The organism is Pseudomonas sp. P9_2 (assembly GCF_034008255.1).
GTDB classification, from domain to species: Bacteria; Pseudomonadota; Gammaproteobacteria; order Pseudomonadales; family Pseudomonadaceae; genus Aquipseudomonas; species Aquipseudomonas synxantha_A.
In genome coordinates this window covers 5,259,944-5,285,884 of record NZ_CP125376.1, presented here as the reverse complement: position 1 = coordinate 5,285,884, position 25,941 = coordinate 5,259,944, and the positions used below count along the sequence as shown (strand labels likewise).

Sequence of the window (25,941 nt, the reverse complement as noted above, 5' to 3'; positions counted from 1 at the left end):
GTGCGACGATTCGACTTGTACCCATGGCGGTGTTGCCAGCCATCTATAAAGTGACTGACACTCCGTCACCTGGGGCCTGCCACCGGAGAATCACCATGACCCTTGCGAAAACCGCCATCGCCTCATTCGACGTCGACGCGCAGAAAAGCTTCACGCCTTTGTGCCCCAACGAATTGCCGGTGGTCGGAGGCGACCGCATTGGCGCCGAACTCAACTACATGGCCAGCCTCGCCGGTCATCGCATCGGCAGCAAGGACGCCCACACCCCGCACGCCCCTTGGGTGGTCGCGCAGCACAGCCAGATGTTGCAGCCCACTGGCCTTGCCCACGCCGATGTCACCTGGGTCAGCCACTGCGTGCCGGGTACCGAAGGCTTCACGTTGCTCGACGAACTGCCAGCGCCTTATGACTATGACTACTTCATCTGGAAGGGCGTCGAACCCGACCTGCACCCTTATGGCGCCTGCTACCACGACCTGCACGACAAACTGTCCACCGGCGTCATCGAGTACCTCAAGGCCCGAGGGGTGGTGCGTGTGATCGTCGGCGGCCTGGCTTTGGACTACTGCGTCAAGACCACTGCGTTGCAGTTGCTCAAGGCCGGATTGCAAGTGGTCTTGCACCTGCCGGCGTGCCGCAGCATCAGCGAGGAGGGGGGTGTACAGGCGGTCAATGAGTTGCTCAAGGCGGGTGCTGTCATCAGTAGCACCCGTGATGAGCTGGCTGCGATTGCGCAGCGCTCAAGCCTCAACGCTCAATCGAGCGACTCCACCGCGCATTCCATTCCGGCCTCGCCTGGTTAACCTGGTCCCAATCAATTGAAATCGCCGTCTGCAAGTAACCCTGCATGGCTTCCACCCGTGCCCGGGTCTTTTCGGTGGTGGGCGTCGTCGGGTTCGACGGAATCTGGTCGCCGTCCTCCAGCGCCGGCGCCTGGGCCTCAGCGGTCAGCAAGAACGCCGCGAGTTTCTGCGCCAGTTCCGGCTGGTCATTGCGGGCGATCACGCACTCGGCCACGTTGAGAACCACCGCGCCTTCCTTGGGCTGCGCATATTCCATGGGTATGCCCAACAGCTTCTGCGTGGCGACCTGGGTCGGCGTCAGGGGGAAGAGTGCGGCTTCGTCGGTTTGCACCATCTCGGAGATTTTCGCGGAGCTGGCGATGTATTCCAGTACGTTGGGGCCGACGCTGGTAGGCCAGGCTTTGAAGCCCGGTTCTACATTGGTTTCATCGCCACCCTGGATGCGGTTGAACATCAGGAAACCGTGCAGGCCAAAGGTGGAGGAGGCCAGGGACTGGAACACCACTTTGTCCTTGAAACGCGGGTCGGCCAGGTCCATCCACGAGGTGGGCGCGGACCAGCCCTTGTCCTTGAACATCTTGGCGTTGTAACCCAGGCCGGTGACGCCCAGTGTTACGGCCACGGCTTCGTCCTTGATTCTGGCCTTGGCCGGGATCTGCTCCAGGGTCGGGCTTGGCGTGAGCTTGTCGCACAGACCCATGGAGATCGCGCGGTACATGATGCCGTCGTCGAGGAACATGACGTGCATCTGCGGGTTGGCCTTGTTGGCCTGGACCTTGGCAAGGATGTCCGAGGAGGTGCCGGGTACGATCACCACCTTGACGTTGTTGGCTTTCTCGAAGGCGGGCAGCACCTTGTCGGCGTACACCCGTTCCATGGTACCGCCGTTCATGCCCAGGTACAGCGTGGGGGCGGCATGGGCGGTGCCGGTGAGCAAGGCGAGGGACAAGCAGGATAAAGCGATGCGTGAGTACATGGATGTTTTTCCTCTCAGGCTTGGAAACGACGGATGGAAAACGCTTCGATGGGCTGGCGGCTGGCCCCTGCGCAGACAATCTCTGCCAGGGCTTCGCCGACTGCGGGGCCGAGCTGGAACCCGGCCCCGGCGAAGCCGAAACCGTGGAGCAGGCCAGGTTGGGTGCTGCTGGGGCCGATCACCGGTTCGTGATCGGGCAAGTAACCTTCGGTGCCGCTCCAGGTCCGTATCGCCTGGGCACCCTTGAGAAATGGATAGAGTTCGCTGGCATTGCGCAGAATTTCCAGCAGCGCGGCCTGACCTGGCCTGGCTTGCTGTGGGCCGAGGGCAAAGCCGCGACCGCCGCCGAGGATGCAGTTGCCCCTGGCGACTTGCCGCGCATAGACCCCTCCGCCCTCGACACCCGTACTGACAGTCATCACCACCGGCAGTGGTTCGGTGACCAGCATCGCCGGGTGCGCCGAGGTAATCGGTACTGGCTCGTCAAACTGTGCAGCGACACTGCCGGCCCAGGCACCGGCGCAGTTGAGCAGCCAGGGGGCTTGCAGATGCAAGCCATTGGCACAGTGCACCTGGAACTGTTGGCTGTTGTGCTCGATGCGGATCACTTCGGCTTGCTCGTACACCTCGGCGCCGTGGCGTAGGGCGGCACGGGCGAAGGCCGGGGCCACTAGTCGCGGGTTGGCATGTCCGTCTTCCGGGCACAAGGAGGCACCCACTGCCACGTCGCCCACCCAGGGGAAACGCCCGCGCAACTCAGTGCGATCCAACAGCTGCAAGCCCAGGTCGAAGCCACGGGTTTTTTCGGCATACGCATGCAGCGCAGCAAAATCTGCCGGGCTGCGCGCCAGCTTCAAATGCCCGCAGCGCACGTACTCGCCACTAATGCCAATCAAGCCTGGCAAGTCGGCCCACAGTTGATGGGCGCGCTGGGACAACGGTAACTGATGCAAGGGCCGGCCCTGGCGGCGCACGCCGCCATAATTGACGCCGCTGGAGTGCGAGCCACAAAAATCCCGTTCCACCAGCGCCACCCGCTGGCCTTTTCGCGCGAGTGTCAAAGCTGCCGAAGCGCCGACAATCCCGCCGCCCAGGACGATGACGTCGATCATGGTTGCCCCTCCACGCCAAACGGCAGCGGCTTGATCGGCGCTTGGCCCCGCAGGCGTCCGACTTGTTCGATGCCACGCCCGCTGCGCTGGGCGACAATTTCCGCCGTCGCCAACCCGCACATCCGTCCCTGACAGCGGCCCATGCCAATGCGGCAATGGGCTTTGACCCGATTTATTTCCCAGTGACCCTCATCCACTACTGCCCGCACTTCACCGACGCTGACCTCTTCGCAGCGGCACAGAATCAGTTCGTCGGGGGCTTGCACAGCCCATTGTTCGGGGAAAGGGAACGCGGTTTCCAGGCCCTGACGAAAGCCCTGGATCCTCGCCAACTGCTTTTGCAGCGTATCCTGGCGGTGCTGATCGACCGAAATGCCGGCATCCTCCAGCAGCGCCAACGCCGCACATTCGCCAGCCATCTGCGCCGCATCCGCGCCCATGATCCCTGCGCCATCGCCAGCCAGATACACCGCCTCGACGCTGCTGCGCCCAGCGCAGTCCCGCTGCGGCAACCAGGCGCGGTTGAGATTATTCCAGGCAAAGTCACAGCCGAGTAAATCCGCTAGCTGCGTTTCGCTGCGCAGGGCATGCGCGAAGGCCACCGCATCGCATTCCAGTGTCTGTTCGCCCCAGCGAATGCCGTGGACCCGTTGCTCTCCATCGATCTGCGACAGCGTTGCGCCCTGATGCACGGCAATCCCATGGGCCGCCAGCCAAGCACGGTAATACAAACCCTTTGCCAGGGTCGCCGGTTGCCTGAGCAACGCCGGTAATGCGCGACATTGGGCACTGAACGGCGCACTGTCGAGCACGGCCAACACCTTGGCGCCCGCCTGGGCATATTGATAAGCGACGAGATAGAGCAGTGGCCCGGAACCACAAAACACTACGCGTTCGCCAATTGCGCAGCCCTGGTACTTCAAGGCGATTTGCGCCGCGCCCAGGCTGTAGACGCCCGGCAAGGTCCAGCCCGGCACCGGCAGGATACGGTCGGTGGCGCCGGTGGCGACAATCATGCGCGAATACTCAACGCTGTCGATGCGACCGCTGGTGAGCAGGTCGAGACGGTTGTCCTCGGCGTTCCATACCAGGGTTTGCGGCCGGTAGTCGATCAACGGCGCAAGCTCGTCCATGATGCGATGCACGGTCTGCGCCTTGCTCGCTTCAAAGCCGTAGAGTTGTTTGGCCGAGCGCTGGAAGTTTGCCGGTTGGCGCCGATATATCTGCCCGCCGCCGCGCAGGTTCTCATCGATCAAGCAGGGTTTTATGCCGTGATCGAGCAGCGTACGTGCGGCAGCGATGCCTGCTGGGCCTGCGCCTACAATTGCCACGGGCTTCATGGCTGCCGTCCTGGATCGCGGCTGATCGCGTGACCTTCTTCGAGCAACGTCGAGCAGGCCCGTACGCGTCGCCCATCGGCAAGCCGCACCCAACAATCCTGGCACGCGCCCATCAGGCAAAAACCGGCGCGGCGTTCGGCGCTGAAATCGCTGCCGCGCAGATGGTCGGCGCAGGTCAGCATGGCAGTCAGCAAGGTATCGCCCAGCAGCCCGGTGGCCGGTTGCCCATCAAGGGTGAACGCCAGGGCTGGGCGCTGGGTTTCGGTCAGCCGCTTGAACAGCGCCATCAGTGTTTCCCCACCAGTACACGGTCCAGGCCGTAGACCCGATCGAGCAGAATCATGGTCGCTGCGGTGAGTGCGATCACCAGCGCCGATACCGCCGCCATCATTGGATCGATGGACTCAGTGGCATACACGTACATGCGCACCGGCAGGGTTTGTGTGGCCGGTGAACTGACGAAGATCGACAGGGTCACCTCATCGAAACTGTTGATGAACGCCAGCAACCAACCACCGGCCACCCCAGGCAAAATCATCGGCAAGGTGATTTGCCGGAACAACGTAAAGCGCCCGGCTCCGAGGGATTCGGCGGCCTGCTCGGCACTGCGATCAATCCCGATCGCTGCCGCCAGCACCAGGCGCAGTACATAGGGAGTGATGATCACCACGTGTGCCAGCATCAGCCAGGTAAAGCTGCCATTAACGCCCATCAACGCAAACAGGCGCAGCATCGCCACGCCCAGCACCAGGTGCGGGATGATGATTGGCGACAGAAACAGTGCACTGAAAAAGTTGCGCCCGGGGAACGTATAGCGACTGATCGCCAAGGCCGCCGGTACCGCGATCAAGGTCGCCAGGGACGCGGCGGTAAACGCCAGGATCAGGCTGTTATAGAAGGCCTGGATGAAGTCGGCGCGCTCGAATACGGCGCGAAACCAGCGCAGGGAAAAGCCCGATGTGGGCAGGCTCAAGGTGTTTTCCGGGGTGAACGCCACCAGGCACACCACCACCAGCGGCGCCATCATGAACAGCACCACCAAACCATGGAAACCGAGGGCCAAAGGACCGTTTCTGGACATGCGCTTAAACCCCCAGGGACTTTTTATAGCGGCCTTCGACCATGCGGTTCCAGCTCAGCATGATCAGTAGATTGACCAACAGCAGCACCACCGCAATGGTCGCGCCCATGGGCCAGTTGAGTTCCGAGAGGTATTGGTCATACACCACAGTGGCGACCATTTTCAGACGCCGCCCGCCCAGCAACCCTGGGATTGCGAACGAACTGGCGGCCAGGCCGAACACGATCAAGGTGCCGGACAGCACGCCGGGCATCACTTGCGGCAACACGATCTTGCGCATCACCGTGGCCTGGCTTGCGCCCAGAGACAGCGCTGCTTGTTCCGCCGAGGGGTCGAGCTTTTGCAGGGAGGTCCATACCGGGATGATCATGAACGGCAGCATCACGTGCACGAGCGCGATGATCACGGCGAACGGCGTATACAGCAGCTTCACCGGGCGCCCGCCGACGGCCTGGATCACCTGGTTGACCAGGCCATCGGCGCCGAGCAGCAAGCTCCAGCCAAACGCGCGTACCACCACGGAAATCAGAAGCGGTGTGAGGATCAGGATCAGGAAGACCGACCGCCACGGCGTACCCATGCGGCTGAGGATGTACGCCTCCGGTACCCCGATCACCACGCACAGCAACGTTACCAGCGCACTGATCCAGAAGGTGCGCCAGAAGATCTCGTAGAAATAGGCATCGCTCAACAATGCCAGGTAGTGGGCCAGGGTCCACTGATCGGCCTTTACACCCACCTGGTAATCGAACACGTTGAAGGACAGTACCAGCGTCAAGGCCAATGGCAGGATCAGTAACCCGCCAAACAGCACCAATGCCGGCAACGAGAGCAGGTAGCCGCGATTCATGGGTGCACCTCATCGGCCGCCAGTACCCGTAGCAAATCCGCTTGCCATTGCAGGCCCACTGCCGCGCCGTTGCAAAGCGGTGCGCTGCCATCGTTGCCGCGCACCACGGTAATTTCGCCAAGGGGGGTATGGATGCGATACAACCATTGGCTGCCGAAAAAGTAGCGGTCGAGCACCTGGCCTTGCACGCGGCCTGAACCTGCTTGTACCAATTGGATCTTTTCCGGACGCAGGCTCAGGGTCAGTTGGCCAGCGCCGCCCTGGTGACGCACTTGGGGGACACCGAGCGCGTCGTAGTCGCCGGCCAGCAGGTTGGCCTTGCCGACAAAGTCAGAGATGAAGCGCGTGCGCGGGTGTTCATAGAGTTTGTATGGCGCGTCGATCTGGGTCACGCGCCCGGCCTGCATCACGACCACGCGATCGCTGATGGAGAGCGCTTCGGCCTGGTCGTGGGTGACCATTAAGGTGGTGATGCCCACCGCACATTGAATGCGGCGGATCTCGAACTGCATCTCTTCACGCAGGTTGGCGTCAAGGTTGGACAACGGTTCATCCAACAGCAGAACCGGTGGCTCGATCACCAATGCACGGGCCAGCGCGACGCGTTGGCGTTGGCCGCCGGAGAGTTCCCGAGGGTAGCGTTCGGCATGGGGGGCCAGACGCACCAGTTCGAGTACGGTCTTGACGAGGCTTGCGATCTCGGTGGCCGGTACCTTGCGCATCTTCAAGCCGAAGGCGACGTTGTCGCGCACGCTCATATGGGGAAACAGCGCATAACTTTGGAACACCACGCCCAGGCCACGACTGGCAGGCTTGGCACGGGTGATGTCGCGACCATCGAGCAGGATCTGGCCGCTGCTCACCTCGACAAAGCCGGCGATCATTTGCAGGGTGGTGGTCTTGCCGCAGCCCGAAGGACCAAGCAGGGAAACGAATTCGCCTTTTTCCACCGCGAGGTCGGTGGCAACTACTGCATCAACGGCGCCGTAGCGTTTACTCAAGGCGTTGAGTTGGAGAAATGCCATGTCTGCGATCCACCTTTTATTCCGCCGCGCCGAAGCGCGTTTTTTTGTTTTGGGCAGATGCGAAAAGAGTGTTGCCGGTGCGTTGACGCTCGATCTTGAGTCGGCTGCCAGTTGTTGTTCGTTTCGCCCCTGTGGACGCAGATTAGAGCGAAGACTAGGATGGGCGGAAGATGGAATTTCATTCAGCGGACTACTATTTTAAGATTTATTCACTGAGCAGAATTTATGTTGATATCGAGTGATATGGATTCCATTCAGCGGAATAGCAACGGCAAGGAAGTCGGTGCTGGTGGCGTATCCCGCGTGTTTGCCTTACTACGTGCTCTGGGTGAAGTGCCCGAGGGAGGCGAACGTGTCACCCAGCTCGCCCAACGCGTTGGCCTCTCCCAGCCCACCACTCACCGCTTGCTACGCAGCCTGATGGATGAAGGCATGGTCGAGCAGGATGCGCGCAGTAAACGCTATCGCCTGAGCCTGGAGTTCTTTGCGTTGGCCGCCAATGCCGGCAAGACTGGCAACCTGCGCGATCTGGTGCGCCCAAGCCTGTTGCGCCTGAGTGCATCGTTGGGAGATTCGCTGTTCCTGCTGGCTCGCAGCGGCTTCGACGCCATTTGCCTGGACCGCAGCGAAGGCCCGTACCCGATTCGTACCTTCACCGGTGATATCGGCGGGCGCGTAGCCCTGGGGGTAGGGCAGGGCAGCCTGGCAATTCTGGCCTTTCTGCCGCAGGAAGAGCGCGAGACGGTCATCCGCTACAACCTGCCACGGCTCAAGGATTTTCATTTGTATGACGAAGTGCTGCTGCGCTCCGAAGTTGAGAACGTTCGCAATTTGGGCTACGCGGCACGCAACACCGGGGTGCTGGAAGGTATGGCGGGGTTGGCAGTGCCGATCCTCAACCGCGAGGGGCATGCGGTCGCAGCGTTGAGTGTGGCGACCATCAGTGACCGCCTGGGGCCAAGCCGATTGCCGATGGTGGTGGAATTGCTCAAGCGCGAAGCTGCAGCAATCGGGCCACGCATCAACCCGTTCGACCCTACGTTGCGCAGGCCGTCGCAGACGTTTGGTGGATGAGTGATCTTTGCTAAAGCGCATTAGCATTGGATCCACTTACGGTATAACCCTGCGACGCTTTCGTTATTCGAGGTCCCATTTTTCATGCTGACCCCTTTGCAACGCCCGCTGTGGCAGATCTATCTGATCTTTCTGGCACCGATGGTGCTGTCCAATTTTCTGCAAAGCTTTTCCGGCACCCTCAACGGTATCTATGTCGGGCAAATGCTCGGCACCCAGGCTTTGGCGGCGGTGTCGGGGATGTTCCCCATCGTGTTTTTCTTCATCGCCCTGGTGATCGGCCTGGGGGCGGGCGCCTCGGTGTTGATCGGCCAGGCGTGGGGTGCCCGGGAGACGGGCATGGTCAAGGCGATTACTGGCGCCACTCTGGCCTTGGGCGCACTGGTGGGCCTGATTGCTGCGGTGCTCGGCAGCCTGTTTGCACGGCCGGCGCTGCAGGCATTGGGCACGCCGCTGGATGTGCTCGACGATGCGGTGGGCTATGCCCAGATGATGATGTTGATCATGCCGCTGTTACTGGTGTTCATCCTCTATACCCAATTGCTGCGTGGGGTGAGCGATACGATTTCGCCGTTGCTGGCGTTAATGGTTTCGACCCTGGTGGGCTTGCTGCTGACGCCAGCGCTGATTCGCGGCTGGATCGGCCTGCCGCCCCTGGGCATCCAGAGTGCGGTGTACGCAGGTTTGGTGGGTAATGCGTTGGCCATGCTGTTTCTGGTCCTGCGCCTGCGGCATAAAAACCATGTGATGGCACCGGATCGCGAGCTGCTCGCGGCTTTACGCCTGGACCGCGTCATCCTCGGTAAAGTGCTGCGCATCGGCCTGCCGACAGGCTTGCAGATGGTGGTGTTGTCGTTGTCGGAATTGGTCATCCTGGCCCTGGTCAATAGCCACGGCTCCCAGGCCACGGCGGCTTATGGCGCAGTGACGCAGATCGTCAACTACGTGCAGTTCCCGGCGCTGTCGATTGCCATCACCGCCTCGATCCTCGGTGCCCAGGCGATCGGCGCCGGGCGTCTGGAGCGCATCGGGCCGATCCTGCGCACGGGGTTGGTGATCAACCTGTGCCTGACCGGTGGCCTGATTGTGCTCGGTTATGGGTTGTCGCACTGGTTGCTGGGGCTGTTCATCACTGACGACAGCGCCCGGATCAGAGCCGAACACCTGCTGCACATCATGCTCTGGAGCATCCTGGTGTTCGGCTTCCAGGCGGTGATCGGCGGCATCATGCGCGCCAGCGGCGTGGTGCTGATGCCGGTGGCGATCTCGATTTTCTGCGTGCTCTGCGTGGAGCTGCCGATGGCTTATCTGTTCAACGCACACTTCGGGTTGGAGGGGGTGTGGATGGCGTTCCCGGTGACCTACCTGGCAATGCTGGTATTGCAGACCGCGTATTACCGGCTGGTATGGCGGCATAAGCAGATCAAGCGGTTGGTTTGAGGCTAAGCCCGCGCAATAACACCTCCAGGCCTTGCAAGCCTTCCTCCAGCCGCGCGCCCGGGTGTGCATCCCGGGCGATCCACAACGCCGTGTTGACCAGGCTGCCGTTGATCAACTGCGCCAGTGCCTGGCTGGGTGCCGGCGCGACCCATCCGGCTTGCATCAGGGCTTCCAGGAGTTGGCGCAACGACTCAACACAGTGATGTTGTGAGCCGGTATCCCCCAGCACCGCTGGCGCATCCTGCAACACAATGCGCTGGATTTCCGGATCCTGGGCCATGCGCAGATAAGCTCGGCAGCGTTCGCAAAACCCGCTCCACACCTCTGTGGCCTGCGCGCTGATGCGTTGCAAGCGCTCGTCCATCTCGCTGTCGAGCTGGGCGACTACGGCTGCCAGCAAGCCTTTTTTGTCACCAAAGTGATGGTACAACGCACCGCGCGTCAGCCCGGCTTGAGCGGTAAAGTCATCCATCGAGGTATGGGCATAGCCTTGGGTGGCGAATGCCCGGCGCGCACTTGCGATCAGGCGGGCGCGAGTCTCTTCGATCATTTCGGCACGGGCTCGGCTCATGGAAGTCTCATCGGTTGGTGATTGACATACGGTGCGTATGCGAAGCATGATCCCTCACATACGCACCGTATGTATTCTGCCCGGATCGCTTCAGATAGCAAGGCCGCGGCTTGAGCAAGAGGTTACGCAGGATGGCAAACCCTTACGCCGAATTATTCCAGGTCCCAGGCGCCCGAGCCTTTGTGCTCGCAGGCATGTTGGCGCGTATGCCAATCTCGATGACCGGTATCGGCCTGATCACTATGCTCGCCCAAGTCCATGGCGGTTATGGGCTGGCGGGGTCGGTGGCGGCGGTGTTTGCCCTGGCCACGGCGTTTTGTGCGCCGCAAGTGTCGCGTTGCGTGGACCGCTACGGCCAGGGCAAGGTCCTGCCGATAGCTGCACTGATCGGCGGCGGGGCGCTATTGATGTTGTTGCTGTGTACGCGTTTGCAGGCACCAAGCTGGACGCTGTTCCTGTTTGCTGCGCTGGCCGGCTGCATGCCCAATATGTCCGCCATGGTGCGGGCGCGCTGGACCGAGTTGTACCGCGGCCAGCCCAGGCTGCAAACCGCGTTTGCTCTGGAGTCGGTGCTGGATGAGGTGTGCTTTATTATCGGCCCACCCATTTCTGTGGGCCTGAGCGTGGTGCTGTTCCCTGAAGCCGGCCCATTGGTGGCGGCGTTGTTGCTGGCGGTGGGCGTCACCACCTTTGTATTGCAGCGGCAAACCGAGCCACCCATACACGAGCACCACGGCGCGCATGGCCGCTGGCTGATCGCTTCCCCTGCGGTTTTGATCCTGATGACCTTGCTGCTGGCCATGGGCGTGATCGTTGGCGTGGTGGACGTGGTCAGTGTGGCGTTCGCCCAGCATCAGGGCCAGCCGGCGGCGGCGAGTATTGTGCTGTCGGTGTACGCCATCGGTTCGTGCCTGGCTGGATTGGCCTTCGGGACCCTCAAGCTCAAGGCGCCGTTGCCGTGTCAGTTCCTGTTCTGCGGCGTGGCCACGGCGTTGACTACCTTGCCCTTGTTGTTGGTGAGCAACATCCCCGCCCTGGCCGTCGCCATATTTATCTCCGGCCTGTTCTTTGCGCCTACCTTGATCGTGTCGATGGCCATGGTCGAGCAGATCGTTGCGCCCAGCCGCCTCACCGAAGGCATGACCTGGCTGATCACCGGGTTGAGCATCGGCGTTGCTATCGGCGCCGCCAGTTCTGGTTGGATGATCGATCATTTCGGCGCGACCAGTGGATTCTGGGTGGCGCTGGCGGCGGGGGCGGTGGTGTTGTGCTCGGCTGCATTGGGTTACCGGCGTTTAGGATGAAGGGGCTACGGAGCACTCCCGGTCAAGAAAATCATTTACGGCTGCGCTGTGTTCAACCGAGCCTCTATAGCCTTTGTGTTGCAGTTGGCGATTCATTGTGCGGATTTTCCTCACTTAAACGGCTGGATAACTTGGCCTCGGCAAGCCTGAATCTTACGCATCGCTGAAAATATCGGCCGCGCACGCTTTTTTTTCGTAGGACGTTTCCCGCCAGCCCGCATTCCCCGCGGATAACGGCCGCCTATCCCCCCGCTAATTTTTCCCTTCCCGGTTCGTTTTATAGGGACGACGTGCCTTTGTGCTTCCCGCCTATTGCCCCGGATTCGAAGAAATGAATGCTGAAGACTCCTTGAAACTTGCTCGCCGGTTTATCGGGCTACCCCTGGAAAAACGCCAACTGTTCCTGCAAGCCCTGCAGAAAGAGGGCGTGGATTTTTCCAGGTTTCCGATACCGGCAGGGGTGGAGGTTGAGGATCGCCAGGCGCTTTCCTACGCGCAGCAGCGCATGTGGTTTCTCTGGCAATTGGACCCGGCCAGTGGCGCCTACAATTTGCCTGGCGCGGTGCGCTTGACCGGCGCGCTGAGCCTGCCTGCGATGGAGCAGGCGTTCGCCAGCCTGGTGGCGCGCCACGAAACCCTGCGCACCGTGTTCCAGCGTCAGGCCGACGAGCGCTTGACGCAGGTGGCGGTAGAACCGGCGGTGAATGTCGAGCAGTTGGACGTCAGCGTCTTGCCAGCCGCCGAGCGCGAGCAGGCCGTCAGCGACGCCGCTACCCGCCAGTCCCTGTTGCCGTTCGACCTGGAGCACGGCCCGCTGCTGCGCGTGCAACTGCTCAAACTCGCCGATCAAGAGCACGTGCTGCTGCTGACCCTGCATCACATCGTCTCTGATGGTTGGTCGATGAACGTGCTGATCGACGAGTTCATTCGTTGCTATGACGCCCATGAGCGCAACCAAGAACCGCAATTGCCGGCGCTGCCGATCCAGTACAGCGACTATGCCCTGTGGCAACGGCGCTGGCTGGAAGCGGGGGAGCAGGCGCGCCAGTTGGAATACTGGCAGGCGCGCCTGGGCGACGAGCATCCGGTACTGGAACTGCCCACCGACCACCCACGCCCGGCGATGCCCAGCCATCAAGGCACGCGGCATAACTTCGCGATTGATCCGGCATTGGCGGCGCAACTGCGCAGTTGCGCGCAAAAACACAACGTCACTTTGTTCATGCTGCTGCTGGGCGCGTTCAATGTGCTGCTGCATCGCTATACGGGCCAGGGTGATATCCGTGTCGGCGTGCCGATTGCCAATCGCAACCGCACTGAAGTCGAAGGGCTGATCGGTTTCTTCGTCAACACTCAGGTGTTGCGCACCGAACTGAGCGGGCAAACCCGCGTCACCGAGCTGTTGCAAGGCATCAAGGAACACGCCCTGGGTGCCCAGGCCCATCAGGAATTGCCCTTCGAGCGCCTGGTAGAAGCGCTGAAAATCGAGCGCAACCTGAGTCACACGCCGCTGTTCCAGGTGATGTACAACCACCAGCCGGTCGTCGCCGACATCGCTTCGGTCAGTACCGCGTCCGGCCTGGAGCTGGCCCTGGTGGAATGGCAAGGCCGCACCACGCAGTTCGACCTGACCCTGGACACTTATGAAAAATCCGGCACCCTGCACGCCGCGCTGACCTACGCCAATGACCTGTTTGACGCGCCGACCATCGACCGCATGGCCCAACACTGGATCAGCCTGTTGCAGGCGATGGTGGTGGATGGCGAACAGCGTATCGGCGAATTGTCGATGCTTGATGCCCAAGAACAGCACCGGCTGGTTCACACCTGGAACCAGACTGCCGAGTCATACCCAACCGAACGCGCAATTCATCACCTGATCGAAGACCAGGTTCAGCGCACCCCGGATGCACCGGCACTGGTATTCGGTACAACCACCTTGACCTACGCCCAGCTCGACAGCCGGGCCAACCAGCTGGCCCACGCCTTGTGCGAGCAGGGCGTAGGCCCCGACGTGCTGGTGGGAATCTGTGTCGAGCGTTCCGTCGAAATGGTCATCGGCCTGCTGGCGATTCTCAAGGCCGGTGGCGCCTACGTACCTCTCGACCCCGAGTATCCCCAGGAACGCCTGGCCTACATGATCGAAGACAGCGGCATTCGGTTGCTGCTCAGCCAGCAAAGCCTGCTGGCCGCGCTGCCGGCTGCTGGAATTCAGGTGATCGCTCTGGATCAGCCCACGCTGTGGCTCGACGGCTACAGCCGCGAAACGCCCGCCGTGGCGGTCCATGCCCTCAACCTCGCCTATGTGATCTACACCTCCGGCTCCACCGGCAAGCCCAAGGGCGCTGGCAACAGCCACCGTGCGTTGGTCAACCGTTTGAGTTGGATGCAGCAGGCCTATGGTCTGGATGCCAGTGATGCAGTGTTGCAGAAAACCCCGTTCAGCTTCGACGTGTCGGTGTGGGAGTTCTTCTGGCCGCTGATGACCGGTGCGCGCCTGGTGGTCGCGGCGCCTGGGGAGCACCGTGAACCGGCGCGCCTGATCGAAACCATCGGCCGGCACGCCATCACCACGTTGCACTTCGTGCCGTCGATGCTGCAGGTGTTTATCCATGAGCCGGGCGTTCAAACGTGTGCGAGCCTCACGCGCATCGTGTGCAGTGGCGAAGCCTTGTCCCTGGATGCGCAACTGCAGGTGTTCGCCAAGTTGCCGGGTGCGGCGCTGTACAACCTCTATGGCCCGACCGAAGCGGCCATTGACGTCACCCACTGGACCTGCATCGACGAAGGCGCCGACAGCGTGCCCATCGGCCGCCCGATCGCCAACCTCGCCACCTATGTGCTCGACGCCCAACTCAACCTGGTGCCTGACGGTGTAGCTGGCGAGCTGTACCTGGGCGGTACTGGCCTGGCGCGCAGTTATCATCGGCGCCCGGCGTTGACCGCCGAACGTTTTGTGCCAAGCCCGTTCGTGACGGGTGAGCGGCTGTATCGTACCGGTGACCGTGTGCGCCAGCGCGCCGAGGGTGTGATCGAATACCTCGGCCGCCTCGATCACCAGGTCAAGTTGCGCGGCTTGCGTATCGAACTGGGCGAAATCGAAACCCGCCTGATGCAGCACCTGCAAGTTCGCGAAGCGGTGGTGTTGGTGCATGGTGGCAAACAATTGGTCGCGTACCTGGTGTGTGAAGGCGAGGAGCCGACCGACCTCAAGGCCTGGCTGCTCGGCAGCCTGCCGGAATACATGGTGCCGACCCACTTCGTCACCCTGGCCAAGCTGCCGGTGACCGCCAACGGCAAGCTTGACCGCAAGGCATTGCCAGTGCCGGATGCAGCGCTGCAACAGGCGTTTATCGCCCCGCAAGGCGACCTGCAAACAGCCCTGGCGGCGATCTGGAGCGATGTGCTCGGCGTTGAACAGGTCGGCCAGGACGATAACTTCTTCGAGCTGGGTGGCGACTCGATCATTTCTATCCAGGTGGTCAGCCGCGCCCGCCGGGCCGGTATCCGACTCAGCCCCCGGGACCTGTTCCAGTACCAAAGCATCCGCAGCCTTTCGCGGGTGGCCAGCTTCGACCAGGTCAGCCTGATCGACCAGGGCCCGGTCAGTGGCGAGGTGATTCTGACCCCAGTGCAACAGCACTTTTTCACCCAGGCGATCCCGGCACGTCATCACTGGAACCAGTCGTTGCTGCTGACCCCGCGAGAGGCGTTGCAGCCCGCGCGGCTGGAAGCGGCCTTGAACCAGTTGATCCAGCATCACGACGTCTTGCGCCTGCGTTTTGTGCAGCAGGCGGATGGCTGGCATCAGAGCCATACGGCACCCCTCGCCGAGCCGCTGCTGTGGCAGTGCCACGCCAACATCGACGCCGAGTTGGCAGCGCTGTGTGACGAAGCCCAGCGCAGCCTCGACCTCGAACAAGGCCCGCTGATACGCGCTGCATTGGTGAGCATGGCCGATGGCAGCCAACGCTTGCTGCTGGTGATCCACCACCTGGTCGTCGATGGTGTGTCCTGGCGCATCCTGCTCGAAGACCTGCAACAGGCTTACCGCGAACAGTCGCTGCCGGCGAAAACCAGCGCGTACCAGCATTGGGCGCAGCAACTTCACGACCACGCGCAAACCCTCGACGAGCAACTGCCGTACTGGCAGGCGCAATCGGTCGACACCGATCTACCTTGCGACCACCCCGAGGGCGGCCTGCAAAACCGCCTGGGCACCAGACTGGAAACCCGCCTCGACGCCGAGCAAACCCGCCGGTTGCTGCAAGACGCACCGGCGGCCTATCGCACCCAGGTCAACGACCTGCTGCTGACCGCCCTGGCGCGGGTGATCAGCCGCTGGAGCGAACAACCCGCTGCGCTGATCCAGCTCGAAGGCCATGGCCGCGAAGACCTGTTCGACGACATCGACCTGAGCCGCACCGTCGGCTGGTTCACCAGCCTGTTCCCGGTGCGTCTGCACGCCGAAGGCGAGTTGTCCGATGCGATCAAATCGGTCAAGGAGCAACTGCGCGCCGTGCCCGACAAGGGCCTGGGTTACGGTCTGCTGCGTTACCTGGGGTCGCCGCAAGCCCGCGAAAGCCTGGCGAACCTCGCCGCGCCACGCATTACGTTCAACTACCTGGGCCAGTTCGACCGTCAGTTCAATGAGTCGGCACTCTTCGTACCGGCCAGTGAAGGCAGCGGCCAAGCCCAGGATCCCGAGGCACCGCTGGCCAACTGGTTGACAGTGGAAGGGCAGGTGTATGGCGGTGAGTTGGCGCTGCAATGGGGCTTCAGTCGTGAGATGTTTGACGTGTCGAGCGTCCAGCGTCTGGCGGATGAATACACCGCTGAACTCAAGGCGTTGATCGAACATTGCTGTGCTGCTCCGGCAGGGCAGGTGACCCCGTCGGATTTTCCGTTGGCACGTCTTACTCAGCAGCAACTGGATGCATTGCCCGTGGCGGGGTCGGCCATTGCCGATCTTTACCCGCTGTCGCCGATGCAGCAGGGCATGTTGTTCCACACGTTGCTTGCGCCCGAGGCCCAGTCTTATATCAACCAGTTGCGCCTCGACATCGAAGGGCTCGACCTGTTGGCCTTCGGGCGTGCCTGGCAGGCCGCGCTGGATCGCCATGACACCCTGCGCAGCAGCTTCCACTGGCTGGGCATGGACAGTGCTCACCAGTTGATCCAGCACCAGGTCGACCTGCAACTGCAAGTGATTGAAGACCCGTATGCCGACTTCGACGCCCTGGCCCAGGCTGAACGTGAGCGCGGTTTCGCACTGGATGCCGCGCCGCTGTTTCGCCTGACCCTGGTGCGCGGTGCGGGCGCGGCCTGGCACCTGATTTTTACCAGCCACCACATTCTCATGGATGGCTGGAGCAACGCGCAGTTGCTTGGCGAAGTCATTGCTCACTACGCAGGCCAGGCTGTGCCCGCACCACTGGGGCAGTGGCGCGATTACCTGGGCTGGTTGCAACAGCAAGGCGCTGGCGAAGCGTTCTGGAAAGCCGCACTGGCAGCATTGCCGGCGCCGACCTTGCTGGCCCAGGCACTGCGCAAGCCGGTGGACGGGATCGGCATGGCGGACCATCACGTGGCGCTGGACAGCGACGTTACCCGACGTCTCGGCGAGTTTGCGCGCCAGCACAAAGTGACCCTCAATACTGTGCTGCAAGGCGCCTGGGGCCTGCTGTTGCAGCGCTACACAGGCCAGGATTGCGTGGCCTTCGGCGCCACCGTGGCCGGGCGTTCCGCGCCATTGCCAGGGATCGAGCAGCAACTGGGCCTGTTCATCAATACCTTGCCGATCATCAGTGCAGCCTCGCCAGCCCAGTCAGTCGCAAGCTGGCTCGGCGAGTTGCAAGCGCTCAACCTCAGCCTGCGCGACCATGAGCATGTACCGCTCTACGATATCCAGGCTTGGGCCGGCCATCACGGCGCGCTGTTCGATACCTTGCTGGTGTTCGAAAACTTCCCGGTTGCCGAGGCGCTCAAGCAAGGCGCGCCGGCTGGCCTGACCTTCGGCCGCCTGCACAACCATGAACAAACGCACTACCCATTGACCCTGGGCATTGAGCTGGGGGCCAACCTGCGCCTGGAGTTCAGCTACGACCGTTCGCTGTTCAGCGAGCCGCAAGTCGCGCACCTGAGCGCCAACCTGCAACACCTGCTGGCGCAATTGCTCGCCGATGCCCATGTGCCCCTTGGTAACCTGCGCCTTCTCGACGCCACCGCACAGCAGAATATGCTCGCTCTCAGCCGGTCGGCCGCGGCTGCCCAAGGTGACGAGCGCGTGCATCAACGCATCGCTGCCCAAGCCCAGGCCACCCCAGACGCCATGGCTGTGCTGGCCGGTGGCGAAGGCTTGACGTACGCGGAGCTAAACCAGCGGGCCAATCGTCTGGCCCATCGCCTATTGGAGCTTGGTGTCGGTCCCGGACAAAGGGTGGGCCTGGCTTCGCGTCGTGGCCCGCAGTTGATTGTCAGCCTGTTGGCGGTACTCAAAAGTGGCGCGGCCTACGTACCGCTGGACCCGAAATACCCCGTCGAACGCCTGGCCTACATGCTCGCCGACAGCCGACTCAACCTGCTGCTCAGCGAAGTGGGTTTGCTCGTGGATCTGCCATTGCCCCAAGGACTGGCACGTGTGGATTTCACCGCCTGCGGTGACGAGCTGGCCGGCTACCCGGCGACCAACGTGCCCAACCCTGCCGCCGCTGGTGATCTGGCATATGTGATCTACACCTCGGGCTCCACCGGTCAGCCCAAAGGTGTGGCCATCGATCATGCCGCCCTCCGTCAATTCTGCGACAGTGCCACGCTGTACAGCCGCTTGAGTGCCGAGGATCGCGTCTTGCAGTTTGCGACCTTCAGTTTCGACGGTTTTGTCGAGCAGTGCTTCCCGCCCTTGTGTGTGGGCGCAGCGTTGATCATGCGCGGTGATGAGCTGTGGGACGCCGGGCAACTGGCGCGGGAGATCGTCGAGCAAGGCGTAACCCTGGCCGACTTGCCGGCGGCCTACTGGTACCTGTTGGCGCAGGAATGTGCAGTGCACTGCCGCTCCCTGGGCAAGCTGCGCCAGGTGCATGTGGGCGGTGAAGCCATGGCGGTGGAGGGTGTACGTGCCTGGTATGCCGCAGGGCTTGGCGATGTGCGCCTGGTCAATACCTACGGGCCGACCGAAGCCACGGTGGTGTCCAGCGTGCATGACTGCCAGTTGACCGATGCCAACGACGCGTACGGCGTGCCGATTGGGCAGGCGATTGCGGGGCGTGCGCTGTATGTGCTCGACAGCGGTTTCGAACTGCTGAGCACCGACGGTGTGGGCGAGTTATGCATCGGCGCCGAGGCGGGCTTGGCCCAGTGCTACTTCGATCGCCCGGCGCTCACCGCCGAGCGCTTCTTGCCGGACCCATTTTCCGCCACGCCCGGTGCGCGGCTTTATCGCAGTGGCGACCTGGCCCGGTACAACGCGGCGGGGGCGCTGGAATACGTGGGGCGTATCGACCATCAGGTGAAGATTCGCGGCCTTCGTATCGAAATGGGCGAGATCGAAGCCAGCCTGCAAGCCTTGCCCGACGTGCGTGAAGCGGCGGTGATTGCCCAGCCGAGCGCAATCGGCATGCAGTTGGTGGCGTATGTGGTACCCGCCGACGATCAGCCGTTGGAAACGCAGGCACTGGCCACTCGCTTGCGTCAGGCGTTACCGGATTACATGGTGCCGGGACATTGGGTGGTACTCGATGCCTTGCCGCTCAACAACAATGGCAAGCTCGACCGCCGGGCGCTGCCGGCACCGGATCTGAGCCAGGCGTGCGCCGTGTACGTGGCACCTCAGAGCCCTTTGCAGGTGCAGTTGGCAGCGATCTGGCAAGCGGTGCTGCACGTAGAGCGGGTTGGCCTGGACGACCACTTCTTCGAACGCGGCGGTCACTCGTTGCTGGCGACTCAAGTGATCTCACGGATGCGTCACGACCTCAAGCTGGACGTGCCGTTGCGGGCCCTGTTCGAACAGCCGACGCTGGCAGCCTTCGCGGCGGCTTGCGCAGACTTGACCGCCGATACTGCGCCATCGATCCAAGCGCTTGGACGTGAGCAGCCGCTGGCGTTGTCCTTTGCTCAGGAGCGTCAATGGTTCCTGTGGCAATTGGACCCGGCCAGCGCGGCTTACCATGTACCGACTGCATTGCACGTGCGCGGTCAACTCGACAGTGCGGCACTTGCACGCGCCGTCCAGGCCCTGGTGCAGCGTCATGAGCCGCTGCGCACTACATTTGTGGAGGCGGGCGAGCACACCTTGCAAGTCGTCCACCCCAGTCTGACCGTGCCGATTGAGCAGCAAGCGATTGACGCCGATGCCATCGAGCACGCCGTCAGCGAAGAAATCCAGCGCCCCTTCGACCTGCTTGACGGCCCATTGATGCGCGTCAAGTTGCTGGTCGTCGCGCCTGAACACCACGTGCTGGTCATTACCCAGCACCACATCATCTCTGATGGCTGGTCGATGCAGGTCATGATCGACGAGTTGGTAGCGCTGTACCAAGGTGACGCGGACTTGCCGGCCTTGCCGATCCAATACGCCGACTATGCCCGTTGGCAGCGGGATTGGATGGCGGCAGGGGAGCAACAACGCCAGCTCGATTACTGGTGCGCCCGTCTGGGTAACGACCATCCGCTGCTGGACTTGCCGCTGGACCATCCGCGCCCAGCGGTGCAGAGCTATCGCGGCGCGCGCCGGCAGATCCACCTTGACCGCGTGATGCTGGCTGAGCTCAAAGCCTTGGCCGAACGCCAGGACGTGACCTTGTTCATGCTCCTGCTGGCCTCGTTCCAGGCCTTGCTGCACCGCTACAGCGGCCAGTCGCAGGTTCGCGTCGGCGTGCCGATCGCCAACCGTAATCGTCTCGAAACCGAGCGGCTGATGGGCTTCTTCGTCAATACCCAAGTGCTGCAGGCGCAGTTGCACGGGCAGATGCCTTTCGAGCAGTTGCTGGGCCAAGTCAAACGGCGCGCTTTGGAAGCCCAGGCCCATCAGGACCTGCCGTTCGAGCAACTTGTGCAGGTGTTGCAGCCGGAGCGTAGCCTGAGCCATAACCCGCTATTCCAGGTGATGTTCAATCATCAAAGCAGCCTGCGTTCGGGGGCAGTGCAACTGCCTGGCCTGGTGTTGCAGCCAATGGACTGGGCGGGTCACAGCACGCAGTTCGACTTGAACCTGGAAACCGAGGAATCGGCCGACGGCCTCTGGGCGTCCCTGACTTACGCCACCGACTTGTTTGACGCTGCAACCGTGGAGCGTCTGGCCGAGCATTGGCAGAACCTGCTGCGCGCGGTCGTGCACGATGCCTCCCAGCCCCTGGACGAACTGGCGATGCTGAGCACGTCGCAATGGCAACAAATGGTGCACGACTGGAACCGCAGCGACACCCCATACCCACACGAACACTGCGTACACCAGCTGTTTGAGGCCCAGGCCGTGGCGCAACCTGACGCCATCGCGCTGCACTTCGACGAGGAGCGCCTGAGCTACGGTGAACTCAACCGCCGCGCCAATCGCCTGGCCCATCGTTTGATCGCCATGGGTGTCGGCCCGGACGTGCTGGTGGCAGTGCACGTGGAGCGCTCCCTGGACATGGTGGTCGGCTTGCTCGCGACTCTCAAGGCCGGTGGCGCCTATGTCCCGCTCGACCCGCAATTCCCGGCAGAGCGCCTGGCGTTCATGCTCGAAGACAGCCGCGCCCGTGTGCTGCTGACCCAGGCGCACCTGCAAGGGCGCCTGGTGCAGTCGCAAGGCGTGCAGGTGCTGATGGTCGAGGATGTCGGCACGCAGGCATATAACCCGCAGGTTGCCGTTACACCGCAAAATCTGGCCTACGTCATCTACACCTCCGGCTCCACCGGCAAGCCCAAAGGGGTGATGGTAGGCCACCAGGCGCTGTGCAGCTTTACCAGCGGTATGGCCGGCACCCTGGATATAGGCCGGCAGACGCGGCTGTTGTCGCTGACGACCTTCTCGTTCGATATCTTCGCCCTGGAGCTGTACGTGCCGCTGAGCATGGGCGGCACAGTGCTACTGAGCGCCCAGGATATGGCCCTGGACCCTGAGGCGATCCTCGAACTGGCCCAGCGTCAGGCCGCGAGTGTGCTGCAGGCCACGCCATCGAGCTGGCGCATGTTGCTCGATAGCCCGCGCGCCCATTTACTGCGTGGCATAACCTGCCTGTGCGGTGGTGAAGCGCTGCCAGCCGATTTGGCCCAGCGCCTGCTCGAGCTGCAAGGTCCCGTATGGAACCTCTATGGCCCGACGGAAACCACCATCTGGTCGGCGGCTCATCGATTGCACCAAGCGCAGCCTTTCGTTGGACGGCCCATTGCCAATACCGGGTTGTTTATCCTCAATCCAGGCCTCACGCCATGCCCGCAAGGTGCGTCTGGCGAGCTGCTGATCGGCGGTGTCGGCCTGGCGCGCGGTTACCACAGGCAGCCGGCCCTCACTGCCGAACGCTTCGTGCCCAACCCGTTTGGGGCGCCGGGCGAACGCCTGTACCGCACCGGTGACCTGGCACGCTACCGGGCCGACGGCGTGGTGGAGTACATCGGGCGCGTCGACCATCAGGTCAAGGTCCGTGGTTTCCGGATCGAGCTGGGTGAAATCGAAGCCTGTCTGCGTGAGCACGACGGTGTACGCGAAGCGGTGGTGCTGGCCGATAACGACCGCCTGATCGCCTATCTGGTCAGCACTGCACCGCAGCCACCGCAGGTGTACAAAGCCGCGCTGCGCGAGCGCCTGCCGGATTACATGGTGCCTGCGCACTGGATGTTTCTCGATAGCCTGCCCTTGACCCCCAACGGCAAGCTCGACCGCAAGGCGCTGCCCAAGCCGGAGGTTGGCGATTCACTCAAAGGCCATATAGCACCGGTAACCCTGCGCGAGCAGCAGGTAGCCGCCATCTGGGCCGAAGTGCTGGAGGTGCCGCAGGTCGGCCTCGACGACCACTTCTTCGAGCTGGGTGGCCATTCATTGCTGGCTACGCGTGTGGTGTCGCGGGTTCGCCAGGCCCTGACACTGGAAGTTGCGCTCAAGACCTTGTTCGAACACCCGCTGCTGAGTGATTTCGTTCGGGCCTTGGGCGAGGAGGGCGCTCCTGCGCCAGCGTTGCTCAAGGCCGATCGCACGCAGCCTTTGCCGCTGTCCTACGCTCAGGAGCGCCAATGGTTCCTCTGGCAACTGGACCCCACCAGCGCCGCGTACCACATCCCCAGCGCCTTGCGTTTGCAAGGGCCGCTGGACCTGAGTGCACTGCAACGCAGCTTCGACAGCCTGCTGGCACGCCATGAAAGCTTGCGCACGCATTTTCAGCAACAGGCCACCGGTGCGTTGCAGGTCATTGAGGCCGTTGGCTGCGTCGATATCGACCGGGTCGATAGCGATTACGCTGGCCTCAAGGCGCGGGTCGCCGAAGTGGTCGCCCACCCGTTCGACCTGCTGCGCGGGCCATTGCTGCGGGTCAAGTTGCTGCGTCTGGCCGACGATGATCATGTGCTGGTGCTGGTGCAGCACCACATCGTCTCCGATGGTTGGTCGATGCAACTGATGGTTGAGGAGTTGGTGCAGTTGTATGCCGCCTTCAGCCAGGGTCAAACCCCAAGCCTGCCGATGCTGCCGATCCAGTACGCCGACTATGCCGTATGGCAACGCGACTGGATGGCCGCGGGCGAGCAGGCACGTCAATTGGCCTACTGGCGCGAGCATTTGGGCGGCGAGCAACCGGTGCTGGAATTGCCGTTCGATCACCCGCGCCCGGCCCAGCCAAGCCATCGCGGCGCCCGCTTGGGCATCGAGTTGGCCCCCGAGCTCCTGAAGGGTTTGCGCGCACTGGCACACACTGCCGGCGTCACGCTGCCGATGGTGCTGCTGGCGTCTTACCAGGCCTTGTTGCATCGCTACAGCGGCCAGGAGGACGTGCGCGTCGGCGTGCCGATTGCCAACCGCAACCGTCTCGAAACCGAGGGTTTGATTGGCTTCTTCGTCAACACCCAAGTGCTCAAGGCCGATATCCATGGCCAGATGAGCGTGGAGCAATTGTTGCGCCAGGTACGCCAGCGCTCTTTGGAGGCTCAGGCGCACCAGGACCTGCCCTTCGAGCAGTTGGTGCAGGCTTTGCAACCGGAGCGCAGCCTGAGCCTGAGCCCGTTGTTCCAAGTAGTGTTCAACCACCGTGTGAGCGGTGCCGACAGCCACCTGAGTCGCCTGACCGACCTGCACGTGGAGGTCCTGGATCTGGATGAGGGCGTGGCCCAGTTCGACCTGGCGCTGGATGTGGAAGAAAGCCCGACCGTGCTGCGCGCCTCCCTGAGTTACGCCACTGACCTGTTCGCTGTGGCGACCATCGAGCGGATGGCCGGGCATTGGCAGAACCTGTTGCGGGCAATGGTTGCCGATCAACAACAGGCTATCGGCCAATTGAAGCTGCTGGGCCAGGATGAGCAAGAGCACATCCTTGAACTGTGGAACCAGACCGACGCCGGTTTCTGCGCCGAGCGTCTTGTTCACGAGTTGGTAGCCGACCGTGCCCGGGAAACCCCGGATGCGGTGGCGGTTAAGTTTGATGCGCAAACCCTGAGCTACGGCGAACTGGATCGCCAGGCCAACCGTCTGGCTCATGCCCTGATTGCCCGTGGCGTCGGCCCGGAAGTGCGCGTGGCGATTGCCATGCCGCGCAGTGCCGAAATCATGGTGGCGTTCCTGGCGGTGATGAAAGCCGGTGGCGTGTATGTGCCGCTGGATATCGAGTACCCCCGTGATCGCTTGCTGTACATGATGCAGGACAGCCGTGCGCAACTGCTGCTGACCCATAGCCGTGCGTTGCAACAACTGCCGATCCCCGAGGGGCTCACCACCCTGGCGATCGATCGTAGCGAAGAATGGACCGGTTACAGTGATACGGCACCAGACGTGGCGCTGGATGGCGACAACCTCGCCTACGTGATCTACACCTCCGGTTCCACCGGCCTGCCCAAGGGCGTGGCGGTGTCTCACGGGCCGTTGGTGGCGCACATTATCGCTACCGGCGAGCGCTATGAAACCTCGCCGGCCGATTGCGAACTGCACTTTATGTCGTTCGCCTTCGACGGCTCCCACGAAGGCTGGATGCACCCGTTGATCAACGGCGCCAGCGTGTTGATCCGTGATGACAGCCTGTGGTTGCCCGAATACACCTATGAGCAGATGCACCGTCATAACGTGACCATGGCGGTCTTCCCGCCGGTGTACCTGCAACAGTTGGCCGAACATGCCGAGCGCGACGGCAACCCACCGGCGGTGCGGGTGTATTGCTTCGGCGGTGATGCCGTTGCTCAAGCCAGCTATGACCTGGCATGGCGTGCACTCAAGCCAACGTATTTGTTCAACGGCTATGGCCCGACCGAAACCGTGGTTACGCCGTTGCTGTGGAAAGCGCGCAAGGGCGACCCATGCGGTGCAGTCTATGCGCCCATCGGCACCTTGCTCGGCAACCGCAGCGGTTACGTCCTGGATTCGCAACTCAATCTGCAACCCATCGGCGTGGCAGGCGAGTTGTACCTGGGCGGCGAGGGCGTGGCCCGGGGTTACCTGGAGCGCCCGGCACTGACTGCCGAGCGTTTCGTGCCGGACCCGTTCGGCAAACCGGGCAGCCGTGTGTATCGCAGCGGCGACCTGACCCGTGGGCGTCCGGATGGGGTGGTGGACTACCTGGGGCGTGTCGACCATCAGGTGAAGATCCGCGGTTTCCGTATCGAACTGGGTGAAATCGAAGCGCGCTTGCGCGAGCAGGTCAGCGTCGGTGAAACCGTGGTGGTGGCTCAGGAGGGCCCGACCGGCAAGCAGTTGGTGGCCTATGTGGTGCCGGCAGATGCCAGCCTGGCGGACCCCGCCGAGTTCCGCGATGCCCTGCGTCGAGCCTTGAAAGCCGACTTGCCGGACTACATGGTGCCCAGCCACTTCGTATTCCTGGCGCAAATGCCGCTGACCCCCAACGGCAAGCTCGACCGCAAGGGCTTGCCATTGCCGGATGCGAGCCAGATGCAGCAACAGTACGTGGCCCCCCAAACCGAGCTTGAACAACAGATCGCGGCGATCTGGGCCGACATCCTGCACCTGCCGCAAGTGGGGCTGAACGACAACTTCTTTGAAGTCGGCGGCCATTCCTTGCTGGCGATCCAGATCACCTCCCGGGTGCAAGCCGAATTGGGCCTTGACGTGCCGCTGATGGAACTGTTCCAGACCGATTCGCTGCGTGCCTACGTGCAGGCGGCAGCCACTTTCCGCGCCGGCAGCGTGGAAGATTTTGATGACCTGCGTGACTTTTTGAGCGAACTAGAGGCGATTTGA

At 62.5% G+C, this 25,941-nt stretch carries 13 protein-coding genes; 5 read left to right on the top strand and 8 right to left on the bottom strand.

Annotated elements, in window-relative coordinates:
• The first annotated feature begins 95 nt into the window (after positions 1 to 95).
• Positions 96 to 803 (top strand): nicotinamidase, encoded by a 708-nt coding sequence (locus QMK52_RS23290; protein ID WP_228309748.1) that lies wholly within the window; start codon positions 96 to 98, stop codon positions 801 to 803.
• Here QMK52_RS23290 and QMK52_RS23285 read toward each other — a convergent pair.
• The 7 genes from QMK52_RS23285 to QMK52_RS23255 are packed head-to-tail and all read right to left on the bottom strand — an operon-like array spanning position 748 to position 7,187.
• Positions 748 to 1,779: an ABC transporter substrate-binding protein gene (locus QMK52_RS23285; protein ID WP_194440526.1), complete on the bottom strand. Its 1,032-nt coding sequence runs from the start codon at positions 1,777 to 1,779 to the stop codon at positions 748 to 750. The genes QMK52_RS23290 and QMK52_RS23285 overlap by 56 nt on opposite strands.
• A 14-nt stretch (positions 1,780 to 1,793) precedes the next feature.
• A complete protein-coding gene (locus QMK52_RS23280) occupies positions 1,794 to 2,891 on the bottom strand; it encodes an NAD(P)/FAD-dependent oxidoreductase (protein ID WP_194440527.1) in 1,098 nt (365 codons plus the stop codon).
• Complete coding sequence (locus tag QMK52_RS23275; protein WP_320403490.1) at positions 2,888 to 4,231, bottom strand: FAD/NAD(P)-binding oxidoreductase; 1,344 nt, start codon at positions 4,229 to 4,231, stop codon at positions 2,888 to 2,890. Before QMK52_RS23275 ends, QMK52_RS23280 begins: the two co-directional genes overlap by 4 nt.
• On the bottom strand, positions 4,228 to 4,518 hold the full coding sequence (locus tag QMK52_RS23270) for a (2Fe-2S)-binding protein (RefSeq protein ID WP_005787618.1): 291 nt from the start codon (positions 4,516 to 4,518) through the stop codon (positions 4,228 to 4,230). Before QMK52_RS23270 ends, QMK52_RS23275 begins: the two co-directional genes overlap by 4 nt.
• Entirely contained in the window at positions 4,518 to 5,312 is a 795-nt protein-coding gene (locus QMK52_RS23265) for an ABC transporter permease (RefSeq protein ID WP_005787620.1), read from the bottom strand. The genes QMK52_RS23270 and QMK52_RS23265 overlap by 1 nt, the downstream gene beginning before the upstream one ends.
• A gap of 4 nt (positions 5,313 to 5,316) precedes the next feature.
• The gene (locus tag QMK52_RS23260) at positions 5,317 to 6,162 is read right to left on the bottom strand and encodes an ABC transporter permease (protein WP_194440528.1); all 846 of its coding nucleotides are present in this window, start codon (positions 6,160 to 6,162) and stop codon (positions 5,317 to 5,319) included.
• Positions 6,159 to 7,187 carry an ABC transporter ATP-binding protein gene (locus QMK52_RS23255; protein WP_005787624.1) on the bottom strand — a complete coding sequence of 343 codons (1,029 nt, stop codon included), beginning with the start codon at positions 7,185 to 7,187 and terminating at the stop codon, positions 6,159 to 6,161. The genes QMK52_RS23260 and QMK52_RS23255 overlap by 4 nt, the downstream gene beginning before the upstream one ends.
• A 243-nt stretch (positions 7,188 to 7,430) precedes the next feature.
• Here QMK52_RS23255 and QMK52_RS23250 point away from each other — a divergent pair, with 243 nt between their 5' ends.
• Together QMK52_RS23250 and QMK52_RS23245 are read left to right on the top strand one after the other, a co-directional pair.
• A complete protein-coding gene (locus tag QMK52_RS23250; protein ID WP_005787625.1) occupies positions 7,431 to 8,261 on the top strand; it encodes an IclR family transcriptional regulator in 831 nt (276 codons plus the stop codon).
• Between the two features lie 84 nt (positions 8,262 to 8,345).
• Positions 8,346 to 9,701 carry an MATE family efflux transporter gene (locus tag QMK52_RS23245; protein ID WP_005787627.1) on the top strand — a complete coding sequence of 452 codons (1,356 nt, stop codon included), beginning with the start codon at positions 8,346 to 8,348 and terminating at the stop codon, positions 9,699 to 9,701.
• Here the strand turns inward: QMK52_RS23245 and QMK52_RS23240 are convergent.
• A complete protein-coding gene (locus QMK52_RS23240; protein WP_005787628.1) occupies positions 9,685 to 10,272 on the bottom strand; it encodes a TetR/AcrR family transcriptional regulator in 588 nt (195 codons plus the stop codon). The two genes, QMK52_RS23245 and QMK52_RS23240, sit on opposite strands and share 17 nt — an antisense overlap.
• A gap of 131 nt (positions 10,273 to 10,403) precedes the next feature.
• On the opposite strand from QMK52_RS23240, the gene QMK52_RS23235 reads away from it, so the two are divergent.
• Both QMK52_RS23235 and QMK52_RS23230 read left to right on the top strand, forming a co-directional pair.
• Positions 10,404 to 11,576 (top strand): MFS transporter, encoded by a 1,173-nt coding sequence (locus QMK52_RS23235; protein WP_320403489.1) that lies wholly within the window; start codon positions 10,404 to 10,406, stop codon positions 11,574 to 11,576.
• A gap of 331 nt (positions 11,577 to 11,907) precedes the next feature.
• A complete protein-coding gene (locus QMK52_RS23230; protein WP_320403488.1) occupies positions 11,908 to 25,941 on the top strand; it encodes a non-ribosomal peptide synthase/polyketide synthase in 14,034 nt (4,677 codons plus the stop codon).